The organism is Pontibacter vulgaris, assembly GCF_022758145.1.
GTDB classification, from domain to species: domain Bacteria; phylum Bacteroidota; class Bacteroidia; order Cytophagales; family Hymenobacteraceae; genus Pontibacter; species Pontibacter vulgaris.
This window is the reverse complement of sequence record NZ_JAJVDH010000007.1, coordinates 1-12,280: the sequence shown is the minus strand read 5'-3', so window position 1 is coordinate 12,280 and position 12,280 is coordinate 1. Positions and strand designations below refer to the sequence as shown.

The 12,280-nt window shown below is 44.1% G+C and carries 11 protein-coding genes; 1 reads left to right on the top strand and 10 read right to left on the bottom strand.

What is annotated here, in order from left to right:
• Nucleotides 1-215: 215 nt before the first annotated feature.
• The 10 genes from LWP20_RS15815 to LWP20_RS15770 form a co-directional block, all read right to left on the bottom strand.
• Nucleotides 216-863 (bottom strand): Crp/Fnr family transcriptional regulator, encoded by a 648-nt coding sequence (locus LWP20_RS15815; RefSeq protein WP_242929146.1) that lies wholly within the window; start codon nucleotides 861-863, stop codon nucleotides 216-218.
• A 67-nt stretch (nucleotides 864-930) separates the two neighbouring features.
• On the bottom strand, nucleotides 931-1,386 hold the full coding sequence (locus LWP20_RS15810) for a DUF2892 domain-containing protein (protein WP_242929145.1): 456 nt from the start codon (nucleotides 1,384-1,386) through the stop codon (nucleotides 931-933).
• A 114-nt stretch (nucleotides 1,387-1,500) separates the two neighbouring features.
• Nucleotides 1,501-2,850: an MBL fold metallo-hydrolase gene (locus LWP20_RS15805; protein WP_242929144.1), complete on the bottom strand. Its 1,350-nt coding sequence runs from the start codon at nucleotides 2,848-2,850 to the stop codon at nucleotides 1,501-1,503.
• A gap of 118 nt (nucleotides 2,851-2,968) precedes the next feature.
• Complete coding sequence (locus LWP20_RS15800; RefSeq protein ID WP_242929143.1) at nucleotides 2,969-4,228, bottom strand: NAD(P)/FAD-dependent oxidoreductase; 1,260 nt, start codon at nucleotides 4,226-4,228, stop codon at nucleotides 2,969-2,971.
• A gap of 260 nt (nucleotides 4,229-4,488) precedes the next feature.
• Entirely contained in the window at nucleotides 4,489-5,331 is an 843-nt protein-coding gene (locus LWP20_RS15795; RefSeq protein WP_242929142.1) for a universal stress protein, read from the bottom strand.
• Nucleotides 5,332-5,655: 324 nt separating this feature from the next.
• Nucleotides 5,656-6,393 (bottom strand): PRC-barrel domain-containing protein, encoded by a 738-nt coding sequence (locus tag LWP20_RS15790; RefSeq protein ID WP_242929141.1) that lies wholly within the window; start codon nucleotides 6,391-6,393, stop codon nucleotides 5,656-5,658.
• 34 nt (nucleotides 6,394-6,427) lie between these two features.
• A complete protein-coding gene (locus LWP20_RS15785; RefSeq protein WP_242929140.1) occupies nucleotides 6,428-6,616 on the bottom strand; it encodes a hypothetical protein in 189 nt (62 codons plus the stop codon).
• A 339-nt stretch (nucleotides 6,617-6,955) separates the two neighbouring features.
• Nucleotides 6,956-8,446 (bottom strand): peptide MFS transporter, encoded by a 1,491-nt coding sequence (locus LWP20_RS15780; RefSeq protein ID WP_242929139.1) that lies wholly within the window; start codon nucleotides 8,444-8,446, stop codon nucleotides 6,956-6,958.
• A 314-nt stretch (nucleotides 8,447-8,760) separates the two neighbouring features.
• Nucleotides 8,761-9,465 carry a DUF305 domain-containing protein gene (locus tag LWP20_RS15775; RefSeq protein WP_242929138.1) on the bottom strand — a complete coding sequence of 235 codons (705 nt, stop codon included), beginning with the start codon at nucleotides 9,463-9,465 and terminating at the stop codon, nucleotides 8,761-8,763.
• Between the two features lie 161 nt (nucleotides 9,466-9,626).
• Nucleotides 9,627-11,729 (bottom strand): copper-translocating P-type ATPase, encoded by a 2,103-nt coding sequence (locus LWP20_RS15770; RefSeq protein WP_242929137.1) that lies wholly within the window; start codon nucleotides 11,727-11,729, stop codon nucleotides 9,627-9,629.
• Nucleotides 11,730-11,990: 261 nt separating this feature from the next.
• Here LWP20_RS15770 and LWP20_RS15765 point away from each other — a divergent pair.
• On the top strand, nucleotides 11,991-12,280 hold a 290-nt coding region (locus tag LWP20_RS15765; protein WP_242929136.1), incomplete at its 3' end, for a hypothetical protein.

The following is a 12,280-nucleotide window of genomic DNA, read 5'->3' as shown; positions in this document are numbered from 1 at the left end:
CAGTGACAAGAGTCACAGAGGGAGTTTAGGAGTTAGAGAGTTAAAGAAGGTAGAGTTAGAGAAGTATGAGGTGTGAGTGAAGTTGTACATTGAAGTGCTCTTATTTTTTATCATTCTCAAAAGTATAAATCCTAATAAAAAAGAGTTAGAAAATGGAGACATCCCAACTCTCTAACTCTTCCTTCTCTAACTCATACTTCATACCTCTCTAACTCCTAAACTATGCTCAGGTCATGCACTTCTATGTAGTTGCGGTGCAGGGTAATGGCGCCTGTTTGTTCCAGTTTTTTAAGGAGGCGAGAGATCACTTCCCTGGAGCTATTCAGTTCGTCGGCAATCTGCTGGTGCGATAGTTTTACTTGTTTGCCGCTTACTTTAACATGGCGTTTCAGGTAGAAAACAAGGCGTTCATCAAGCCCTTTAAAGGCAATGCTGTCCAGGGTTTGCAACAGTTCCTCGAAACGTTGGCGATAAGAGGCGATCACGAAGTTGTGCCAGCTTTTATACTTACCCAGCCACAGTTCCGAAAAGTGTGAGGGTACTAACAATACTTCAGCATCAGATACCGCTTTCACCATTATCTGGCTTTTCTCGGTACGGGCCGTGCACATCATTGACAAAGCACAGGCATTGCCCGGCTCCAGGTAATACATCAAAAACTCATTGCCTTCATCGTCTTCGCGGTATACTTTTAAAAGGCCACGGAGCAACAGGATGGTTGATGTAATGTACTGTCCGCTGCGCATCACTTCTTCGCCTTCTTCCACTTCCCTCAAGGTGCTTTGTGCCAGTAGTTCGTCCAGCAACTGGTCTTCCAGGTTCGGGAATTTTTTCTGTATAAGTTCTTTGGGTAGTGTCTGCATGTGCAACGGGTTATGTGGGGCAAGTTTTGGTTTTTCTAAAGGTATAAAAGTATAAATAAACTATAAATCAGGACCTCACCACTTGTAAAACGCCTTCTGGGGTAGTAGCGCCTAAAACTTTATTGTAATCACCGCGAAGGGCTTTTAGCGCATTGCGTTCTTCGTCTATTTCTTTGCGGGTTCTGAAGCCCATTTTGCGAAGTATAGGCAGTGGCGGGCACCAGCCCTGCAGGCCATGCTGCAACAGAAACGAAGCAACTATACCTGGCAAAATAAACCAGCGTTTGTCTTTGGTAGCACCTAACACTAAACCGGTTAAGGCAAGGGTAGATGCATTCACTTCCAGGGCACGTTCCAGGTCCCATTCTTTGCTGAGTTTTTTGAGGCGCTTGTCTATTTTTTTAGGAGAGTCGTAGCCGTAGCGGTTTATGTTTTCCAGGGTCTTTTCGTCTATCTCGCGGTTGGCCGCATCAGTAGAGCTTCGTCTTACCCGGTCTTGTTGTTTGTTATTGCTGTTTTCCATAGTTTTTAGTTTTTACTGCTATACGGTTAGCCACCAATAGCAGGTTAAGTAGCAGAAAAACAAATAAATAGCCGGTGCATAAAGAATCATACACCGGCTATCTTTAGTAAGCTATTATTTCTGACCGTTCTTGAACTGATTTACAGCTTCGCTCAGGTCTAGTACCTTGGTTTGTGGTAAGGCAGCTTCCACAATGCTGCTACCCGCTGCAGAGCGGTAACCGCCGGCACAGTGTACTACCACCGGTTTATCTGCCGGAATTTCTTTGGCACGTTCGCGCAACTCCGGCAACGGAATGTTAATCGCCTTTTCGAAGAACTTACCGCCCTTTACTTCCGAAGTATTGCGGATGTCAACTATAGTATAGTTGTCCAGCTGCTCACGGAACTCGCCAAGGTTGATCTCAGGTGTTTTGGCTTCTTCAACTTTATCGAGCACAAAAGCACCTTTAATCAGCAATTCATATCCGATCTTGGCTGCTTTTGAGATCAGGTCCTGTAGTTGTTCCTCGCTCTCGGCTGCCAGGTAGTATTTCTCATCCGGGCTAACTATACTTCCCAGCCAGGTCTCGAACTTGCCTCCGTTCTGGATGTTGATCGCACCTTTATAGTGTCCTTTTTTAAAAACCTTTTCGTTGCGGGCATCCACTATTACTGCGCTATCTTCCGGCTTAAAGTTTTTCTCCAGCATTTTCACGCCTTCTATACTTGGCTTGTAGTCTGGGGCACCTTGTTTGTTCAGGCCCACATCGTAGCCAAAGTATTTAGGTATAAACGGCTGGTCTTCGGTCAGGATCTTTACAAATGCATCTTCGCTCATTGGCTGCAAGGCGTAGTTACCTATTTTCTCTGCACCGATAGTGCTGCTGTTGGCATCGCTCAGGGCTTTTCCGCAAAGCGAACCCGAACCGTGCGCTGGGTAAACCGTTACGCTGTCATCCAACTTCATTAGTTTTTCGCGTGTGCTGTGGTACATCTGGCGGGCCAGTTCTTCGCGCTTGGCTGTAATGTTACCGGCACTTTCGCGCAGGTCAGGGCGGCCCACATCCCCAATAAACAGGGTGTCGCCCGTAAACACAGCTTTATCTTTGCCTTCGTGTTCCAGTACAATGCTGATGCTATCCGGCGAGTGGCCTGGTGTGTGCAGCGACTTGAGTTTTATCTTACCGATCTCCAGTACAGCTCCTTCGTCGAAAGCGGTATGCTTATAGTCGGCACCTACCATGCTGTGGGTATAAATAGTAGCGCCGGTTTTGTTGGCGATCTCCAGGTGTGAGCTTACAAAGTCAGCGTGCGGGTGCGTTTCAATTACACCTACAATTCTGGCGTTGTTTTCTGCGGCATAGTCGTAGTATGGCTGCGGGTCACGGGCCGGGTCTACCAACACTACTTCTTTTGCTGACTCGCTTAAAATAGCATATGAATAATGAGCTAATCCTTTGTCTTTGAACTGTTTAATTTTCATCAGTTTTAAGTTTTTATGTTGAATGAATACTGAGGTTTTATACTTGCTCTCAGGATCTAATACAAAGGTAAAGTATAGCTATACGGGGCACAGTGACGTTTGTCACATAGCCAAAATCCTACATAATTCCTTTCAGCATCAGGTTCCAGTACATCCAGGGCAGACCATACTTTTTAAGCAGCCACATGCTGTATTGTTCTTTGGTCGTATCTACAAATTTTGAGATGAGCGGGTCGCTGTCGCGGACGTTGTCATACTTAAACTCGGCCAGCACCATTTTGCCATAACCGGTAATAAAAGGGCAGGAGGAATAGCCTTCGTACTTTAGTTCGGGTTGCTTGTTATGGTTTAACTGGGCCAGTAAATGTGCTGCTACCACAGGCGCCTGTTTACGAATAGCTGCACCTGTTTTACCGGTTGGCAGTGCAGCTACATCACCCAGGCCATAAATATTATCAAAACGCTTATGCCGCAACGTATGAATGTCTACATCGAGCCAGCCTTTCATTGGTCCTTCCTGCACGGCAAGTACAGAATTGCGCACTACATCCGGGGCTATATGCGGTGGCGGCAGGTGCAGCATATCGTAAGGTATAACTATAGTGTCTGTGCCTTCCAGGTGCTCGCGCAGTTTATCGTCAGGGGTAAAAGGTTGCTGACCGGGTTGCGTCAGTTTAAAGTGAATTTCGTTGCGTTGCGAATCAATTTTTACCGGGTTATAACCAAGCCTTACAATGATGTCTTTCCGTTTTACAACTTCCTGCAACGTGCCCAGAAATTCCTTTACCCCGAAAATAGTGGTGCCCGGCGTGGCAAACAGAATATTGCTTTTATCACGCACACCGGTTTTCCTGAAATAATCATCAGAGAGGTACATGATCTTTTGTGGAGCACCGCCACATTTAATAGGGGTAGATGGTTGGGTAAATACGGCATTGCCACCTTTAAAATTCAGCAATACACCCCAGGTCTTTCGCGGGTCTATGTAGTTGCTGCACACGTTGGGTTGTTGTAAGGCATCGCGCAGGCCCTCTATACCATCCAGGTCATACTTTACCCCAGGCGCCACAACCAGGAAATCATAAGTATAATCGCCGCTTTTTTCAGTTTTTACTGTATTCAGGTCAGGTAGTATTTCAGTGGCTTTGTCCTGAACCCATGTAGCTCCTTTAGGTATAACAGATGCTTCGTCGCGGCGGGTATCGGGGTAGTTGTAGGTGCCGGCGCCAACCAGCGTCCAGGCAGGTTGGTACCAATGGTTAACAGATGGCTCTATAATGGCGACCCGAAGATTCTTCTGTTCCCGGAGAAGTTTGGCGCTCAACATAATTCCGGCCGTGCCGCCACCAATAATGAGAACCTGATAATGCGTATACATGGCAATCTGATTTATACTTTACTCGCTATCCTATCACTTCATGCGCTATTTCCGGCAGAGGTTTTCATAACCAGAGGGTGCTTACCAGATGAGCAGGTGGGTATAGTTGCCGGATCAGAACGGGGTCAGATAAATATTTACGCAAACAATTGTGTTTAAGCTGTTTATTTTAGGATGATATCTGTCATGATTTTATGATTTGTAATACAAAAAGTGCAGCTACCGGGCTGCACTTTTATGATAGAAAACTCAAATCAATTTTATTTTAAATGGTAAGTCATGAGCGGGCGGATGCAATGATTTACCAGCGTTTCGGCTATACTTCCGTAAAACAGGTGGTTTATTCCTTTGCGTGCATGTGTTCCGATCAATACCAGGTCCATTTCTGAAGCCTCATTAAAGTTGCGCACGCCGGCAGGTACTTTATAGTTGTGGTGCAGGTGCAGCTCATAGTTCTGTAAGTCATAGGTATCGGCAAAGCGGCGCATGTTGTTTTGTATTTTCTGGGCTTGCTGCTCACCTTCTTTGCCTATAATTTGTAACAGGTGTAGTTGGGCATTAAAGAGGCGTTGCAGGTTTTTGATGATGATTATACTTTGCTCCGGTTGTTTTTCGGTTTCAAAATCAGCTATCCAAAGTATGTTACGGATAGGTGTAATAGAAGCGAACTGGTGTATGGTGATAACAGGCACATCGGTGTAACGCACTACATGCTGGGCCTCAGAACCTGAAATTTTCTCCAGCCAGCCGTCAGCGCCTTCTGTGCCCATCAGTACCAGGTCTATCTGGTGCTGGGCTGCATATTTTGCGATAGCTGTAGTAAGGCCGCCATACACAATCTCGCTGGTAAAGTCGATACCGGCCTGCTGCTTTAACTCCTCAAACTGCTTCAGGACTTTTTGTTCTTCAGCCCGGAAGCTGTCTTTATCCAGCGTTTCAGATGCTTCAGTAGAGCCGCCCCAGTCGCCGGTATTGACTTCTATAACATGCACCAAATGGGTAGTAACCGTAGTTGTTTGCATCAACAAATGCAGGAATTCGAGCGCTTTAATAGAAACCGGAGTAAAATCTACCGGAACCAGGATGTTTAACTTCTTTTCCATGTATGTGTATCGTTTATCCAGCCGTTTGCAGGCCAATCTAGTTTTGACTTATGGTTGTGTTTTAATGAACGTTACAAAAATCAGAAATCCGTTTGCCTGGTTCAGTGACATTGGTTACATAAGCCTTTTATTTTAGGGGGATGGCAGGGGAAGTATAATATAGCTGAGGTGGTGTTTGAAGAATGTTCTTGGTTATACTTTTGACGTGAGTGTAAAGTATAAATTGCCTTAACAAAAAACTCCTCCTGCCGGAAGTATGGCCAGCAGGAGGAGTTTTAGTTTAATCGAACCTATTACGAAGGCTCGATGATTAGTATGATTTGATTATAAATTCAGTGCTCTTTTCTTGAGCAATCTAAATTCTTCTTCAGTAAGTGATCCTCTTTCGCGCAATTGTTCCAATCTTTCGATGGTGGCTATGGAATCTTCTACAGACGCAGGCCTTTTTTCTTCCTTATGCAATTCATCTTTCGTGTAAGATTCATCGGCTGTATAAGAAGGATAGGCTCGGTCGCGGTATACTTCCTGGTTTGAAGTATAAAAACGATCTTCGTTAAATGTTTCGTCGTTATAAAAATCAGGCGATATATGTCGGGTAGTTGACGGTTCTTGTCTTACTGCTTCATCAAATTCAGATGTACGGGTTTCAGTAGTGTCGGGCATTACATCGCGGTGTGCCTGTTGAAAAGTATCGCGTACGGCATACTCGTAATCATCTGGAATTGGCCAACTATGAAATACAGGATAATGGGCTACAGATTTTGAATCTACGGACGACAGGAATACTTTTTTCCCGCTTTTGTCAAGGGCGGCTGCGCCAATCGGTACCAACAGGTTTTGATCGTTATCGGTGTTAAAGAACCTGCGGTCTGCCACAACAGATAAGTAGCGGGCTTTCATAAGTTGTGGATCAACGATCAGGTCTTTTACAATACCTAGGCTTTCACCATCAGAGCCTACTACTCGCCAACCCAACACATCGGGGTTATCCTTCGCCACTTTATACTCTTTCATAGAGCTGAGCGGCATTAATCGGTCATTTCTTATTTCATCATTTTTCATAGCTTTTTTTCAAGTAAGACTTTTGCCAGGTTTTTTAACAAATCAGAGGTATTTGTCGGGTATCAGGTAAAATAATACCTGTAGTTGGTGCATCATCTGCTTCCACTTCGTTGCGGTCGTTGGTTAGCTCATAGATGGCCCAACCGAGTAATGCCAGAATCAGGATCAGCAAGATCCAGGGCCATACGGGCTTCTTTTTGCGTTCTATATTAATCTCAGCCATTATTTTTTATAGTTAATTTCATAGTTTAAAAGCTACTGTTTTACCAATTGCTTGTTCAGGTAGATGTATAAACGTGCACTTAATACGCTGGCAGTAAGACTAATGTTGACGAAGTATAAACAGAATAATGATCTGCAGTATAAAGTATAAACTTAGGGCGAAGCGGGATCTGGAACAGTGCTGGTAAGGAAACCGGAGATAGGTGCTGATGTATAAGATTTCTGCTAATTTTAAGAATAAAAAAAGCCGCCTTATCTGACTGATAAAGCGGCTTCAAAAAGATTAATATAGATTGGTCAGGATACCCTGAATATAATGTTAGTTAGCTTTCGCGGGTTTCTATCTTACATTTCCCATCAGCCTTCGAATAAGCGGCACCAGCACTACAAGTAGTATCCCTATACCGATCGAGTAAATACCGATCTTGCTGATAATATCGGCATAATAGGGAAGTGAAAGTACCGGATTATCTACTACTTCTCGTGGCACACTCATTAAAGAACCTATTTTACCAGCCAGGAACTCGCCAATAGCACTGGCAAAGAACCAGATACCCATCATCATGGCCACAATTTTAGCCGGCGATAGTTTGGTAACCATTGAAAGCCCGATAGGGGAAATGCAAAGCTCTCCGCTGATTATAAAGAAGTAACCAAGTATAAAAGCAGGTAATGAGATCAGTCCGGTATCGGCACCCAACAGGCAGGCACCATAAAATACGCTGAAACCGATGCCCAGCAGCACGAACGAAAGCCCGAATTTAAGAGGAGTGGAAGGCTCTAGGCCTTTACGGTTGAGGGCAGGCCATAACCACGCAAACGGAAAACTAAGGGCAATTACCCAGGCCGGAGGTAAAAAGTTATTTACAGATAAAGCAGGCAGTTCAATGCCTCCTACATGCATATCCACGTTGCGCATTGCAAAGAGGTTCAGCGAGCCCGCATTCTGCTCATAAAAAGCCCAGAACAGCGTTGAGAAAATGATCATAATGAGGGCTGCAAAAAGTTTGTTGCGGGGTTCAGCATCCAGCTGGAAAGCAATGTATAAGATATACCCTAATGAAATAGCCCCCAGCCCGAACATAATGTAATCCATTACTTCGTAGCGGTGAAACAAGGCAACTATGGCCGGTATAACGAGCAAGGTAGCGCCGTAAATAAAGATCTCGGTAGGTATGCCGGCAAAAAATGGTTTTTTAAGTATAGCAGGGTTTGGCGGCAAACCGGCCTTTAAAGAACTTTTGCCAATAGCAAAAACAACAAGCCCTAGTATCATAAATATACCGGCCAGACCAAAGCCATAGTGCCAGTTTATCTGTTGCCCTACATAACCGCAAAGCAAACCACCCAAAGCCGCACCAATATTTATGCCCATGTAAAAAATAGAGAAGCCACTGTCTTTGCGCGGGTCGTTATCGGCGTACAAAGTGCCCACAAGGCTGGAGATATTGGGTTTGAAAAAGCCGTTACCACAGATAATGAATGCCATCCCGAAAAAGAAACTCCAGTCGGCAGGAACAGCCAGCACCAGGTGCCCGATACTCATTAGTATGCCACCAAACATAACTGCTTTGCGGTAGCCCAGAAACCGGTCGGCCATTACACCGCCAAACAATGGCATTGTATAAACCAGCGCTGCGTACGAGCCAAGAATGGCGTAGCCCTTTGGTTCGTCAAATTTTAGCTGCGTAACCATGTAGGCCAGCAGCAATGCTTTCATACCATAAAAAGAGAAGCGTTCCCACATCTCGGCAAAGAATAGCATGTAAAGCTGTTTAGGGTGGCCCGTAGAAGCTGGCGCTTCAGGAATTTCAGTTTCTGTTAGATCCATAAATCTTATGCTAAAAGCATTTATTCATTAAAGTATAAGTTAAGAGTAGTAGCCACTATATTCCTTGTTTATAGTAGCTACATAAACATACCAATATAAGTATAAATACAGAAGCTTAAACAAAAGCTATTTTTCTTGCCAGTTTTCAGGTTTGCTTAATTTTAAATTTATACTTGTCATGTAAGTACTTGAATGCAATTTGTAGTGTCTTTATATGGTATAAAAACGATCTACAAAACAAAACCACTTAGTTTAGTAAGTGGCTTTTGTTTTGTTGCAACAGATTCTGTTTCTAACCCAATTTAGAGTGTGCTTTATTTCTTATTCTGTTTTTGCCAGTCCTCCAGTTCCTTGATCTCTTTCTGCTGTTGATCCATCATTTTCTGGGCCATTTGTTTCATTTCCTGTGTTTTTCCCTGTTTCAGGAATTCTTTAGTCATCTCAATTCCCATTTGATGGTGGTGGATCATCATCTGGGCAAAGTTCTGATCGGTGTTCATGCCGCTCATATTACCCATGTTTTTGTGCATATCGTCCATCATTTTTCCCATCGGATGCATCATGCCCATAGTAGCAGCAGTATCGCCTTTGGTAGGTTTATGTTTGGCCAGGAAGTCCTGCAGCTTTTTAATATCTGCCTGATTGGAGTCTTTAGTCTTCTGAGCCATCTGTTTCATTTTGCTGTCTGTGCCATTGGCTATTTCGTCATCCGCCATTCGTATCGCTCCCTGGTGGTGCATGGTCATCATCTGAGCAAAATCATGGTCAGGATCGCCGGTCATCTTCTTACGTATGCTGCGCATTTCCTCCATGTTCTTGTGCATGTGGCCCATCATGCCGCCTCCGGCCATGGCAGTATCCATAGCAGTTTCAGAAACTGTATCGGTAGTGACTCTCTCTTCGGTGGTAGTTGTGGTGGTTTCTTCAGTAGTTTTAGTGCCTTGGTCGCATGCCATAAAAGAGAGGCAGGATAGGCATAAAATAAAAGACAGGCTATTTTTATTAAGTATGTTTTTCATAGTTTTTGAATTATAGTTTGGTTAACCACATTTTAAACCAGGCAATCTATGCCTTGTGTTTATAAGTGTATTTATAGGCTTTTAAGCTTAATTTAAATATACGTTATCAGTATATCGCAGTCTAGGTTGTATGTATTTCATAGGAATAAAAAGTTATCGTTTTACTTTAATTGCCTTCTCAGCAGCTGTGCATTAATGGCCACAATCACTGTGCTCAAACTCATAAGGGCAGCACCAACTGCAGGCGATATCATTATACCTTGTTTATAAAGCACACCTGCCGCCAATGGTAATGCAATTACGTTGTAGCCGGTGGCCCAGATCAGGTTCTGGATCATTTTACGATAAGTTGCTTTTCCGAAAAGTATAAGCGAAGCGATGTCCTGCGGATTACTGTTTACAAGTATAATATCAGCGGTTTCGGCAGCCACATCTGTACCAGATCCTACAGCAATGCCTACATCGGCCTGCGCCAGGGCAGGAGCATCGTTTACACCGTCCCCGGTCATGGCTACAAATTCCCCTTTAGCCTGCAGCTCTTTTACCTTTTCCTGTTTTTGGTGTGGCAACACATTGGCCAGGTAACCCTCCATTTGCAGTTTATCGCTCACGCTCTTGGCAACACGCTCGTTATCGCCGGTTAGCAGCAGGTTTTTAATTCCATTTTCTTTCAGTACCTGTATGGCCCCAGCAGATTCTGTTCGTATCTGGTCGCGCATGGTAATATATCCTATTGGTTGCGCGTCCACGAGCACATAAACAACCGTTTCTATACCTTCCTCCGCATTATTAGCGGGCACTTCTATAGTATAATCTTTAAGGTAGTTTGGGCCTACTACCTTTACGTCTCTTCCTTCTACATTTCCCTCTAATCCTTTTCCAGGCAGGTAATTAAAAGCCTGGGATGGAGGTACCGTAATACCTTCTGCTTTTGCTTTACGAAGTATACCCTGCGCTATGAAATGCTCTGAGTTCTGCTCTACTCCAGCAGCCAGCCGTAACATTTCGCGCTTATCAATAATATCCCCAAATACTATAACGGAAGCTACTTCGTGAGAGCCCACTGTGAGCGTACCGGTCTTATCAAAGATGATAGTGGTGATCTTTCGTGAGTTTTCGAAAGCGGTGCGGTTGCGGATTAGTAAACCATTTTTGGCCGAAACAGCTGTAGAAATGGCCACCACCAACGGCACTGCCAGCCCCAGTGCATGCGGGCATGAAATCACCATAACGGTAACCATACGCTCCAGGGCAAAAGCGAACTCTTTACCAAGTATAAGCCAAACGGTAAGTGTACCTATTCCTGCAAAGAGAGCAATATAAGTAAGCCAGCGAGCAGCTCTATCAGCGAGGCGCTGTGTTTCTGATTTTGTTTTTTGAGCTTCCTGAACAAGGGTAATCACTTTATTGAGGTAACTTTCCTGGCCTGTGTGTTCCACTAGCACACGCAGTGCACCATTTCCATTTATCGAGCCTCCGATCACTTTATCGCCTTGTAACTTCTTTATAGGTTTACTCTCGCCGGTCAGCATACTTTCGTTCAGGTAACTTTCACCATCTTCCACTACCCCGTCGGCTGGTGCTTTCTCACCGGGTTTTACAAGTATAAGATCGCCCTTCTGTAGGTCTTCTATGCGCACTTTTATAGTTTCTCCATTTTTGAAAAGACTGGCTTCAGACGGCATCATACTTACCAATAACTCCAGCGCCTTGGAGGCACCCAGCACCGACTTCATCTCGATCCAATGTCCCAGCAGCATAATTACAATCAACGTAGCCAGTTCCCAGAAGAAATCCATACCTTTCAAACCAAACACGATAGCAGTACTATAGGAGTATGCAACTGTTATGGCAACCCCGATCAGCGTCATCATACCTAGCGACATTTTTTTTAACTCCTCTGATAAGCCTTTCAGAAAAGGCCATCCGCCGTAGAAATAAATAAAAGAAGAAAATATAAAGGCGATGTATATACTATAAGGCACGTTAAGTGTAAACCCGAGTATGTGCTGCACCATCGGGCTCAGGGTAATAACAGGTATAGACAGCACCAGCGACACTAAAAAACGCTTCTTAAAGTCTTCGATCATCATGCGGTGGTGATCTTTCCCGTGCTCACCGTGGGGTGGGCGACTGATGTCTTTATGCATTGCATCTTCATGGCCATGTTGAGCCTTCTCTGCAAACTGATCCGATAAGGAATCTTTTATAACCTCTGCCTGCTTTTGCGGGTTAGTATAATGGCGATGATGTTCGTGATCCATATTTATAGTATACTTAATAGTATAAAAATGGTGTTATTAATAGGAAACAATGAATAGTAGCAGAAGGAAATTCTAAAACGTGTTAAACAAGAAATGTCAAGTTTAAGCTAAGGTGTTTATATGCTATATATAGAGTAGGAGAGGAGACTATTCCAAATAGATATGTTTAGAACTAACTACAAAGTATAAATACCTGCAGGATTACGTGGAGGCGGTCAAGGTGTTATAGATAAGCGAACCTTACGCTATTATATATAAAGTATGTTTTCCAATAGACTATATATAATAGAGATGTATCCCTATACACTTAATATAATAGAGGGAAAGGGTTGGGCTTACCCGTACAACTCCCGGCGACAAGTAGAGCCCTTTCAAAAATTAATTCCCTTCACCTACAGCGCCTTAGCTGATGTGAGTAGAAAAGTTGGGGCCGGGGGCTTGCTTTCTGAAAACAAAAGGCTACTTTTGCAGCCCGTTCAGCCGGAGCGGGATTTGGGAAAAGGGCTTGTAAGGGCCCGGGGCCACAAAAAAGCTGCTTTTGCTTGTTGCAA

Excerpts from the sequence above, each read along its gene's own strand:
- LWP20_RS15800 (WP_242929143.1), bottom strand. The coding sequence starts at position 4,228 with ATGTATACGCATTATCAGGTTCTCATTATTGGTGGCGGCACGGCCGGA.
- LWP20_RS15815 (WP_242929146.1), bottom strand. The coding sequence starts at position 863 with ATGCAGACACTACCCAAAGAACTTATACAGAAAAAATTCCCGAACCTG.
- LWP20_RS15795 (WP_242929142.1), bottom strand. The coding sequence starts at position 5,331 with ATGGAAAAGAAGTTAAACATCCTGGTTCCGGTAGATTTTACTCCGGTT.
- LWP20_RS15780 (WP_242929139.1), bottom strand. The coding sequence starts at position 8,446 with ATGGATCTAACAGAAACTGAAATTCCTGAAGCGCCAGCTTCTACGGGC.
- LWP20_RS15790 (WP_242929141.1), bottom strand. The coding sequence starts at position 6,393 with ATGAAAAATGATGAAATAAGAAATGACCGATTAATGCCGCTCAGCTCT.
- LWP20_RS15775 (WP_242929138.1), bottom strand. The coding sequence starts at position 9,465 with ATGAAAAACATACTTAATAAAAATAGCCTGTCTTTTATTTTATGCCTA.
- LWP20_RS15785 (WP_242929140.1), bottom strand. The coding sequence starts at position 6,616 with ATGGCTGAGATTAATATAGAACGCAAAAAGAAGCCCGTATGGCCCTGG.
- LWP20_RS15770 (WP_242929137.1), bottom strand. The coding sequence starts at position 11,729 with ATGGATCACGAACATCATCGCCATTATACTAACCCGCAAAAGCAGGCA.
- LWP20_RS15805 (WP_242929144.1), bottom strand. The coding sequence starts at position 2,850 with ATGAAAATTAAACAGTTCAAAGACAAAGGATTAGCTCATTATTCATAT.
- LWP20_RS15810 (WP_242929145.1), bottom strand. The coding sequence starts at position 1,386 with ATGGAAAACAGCAATAACAAACAACAAGACCGGGTAAGACGAAGCTCT.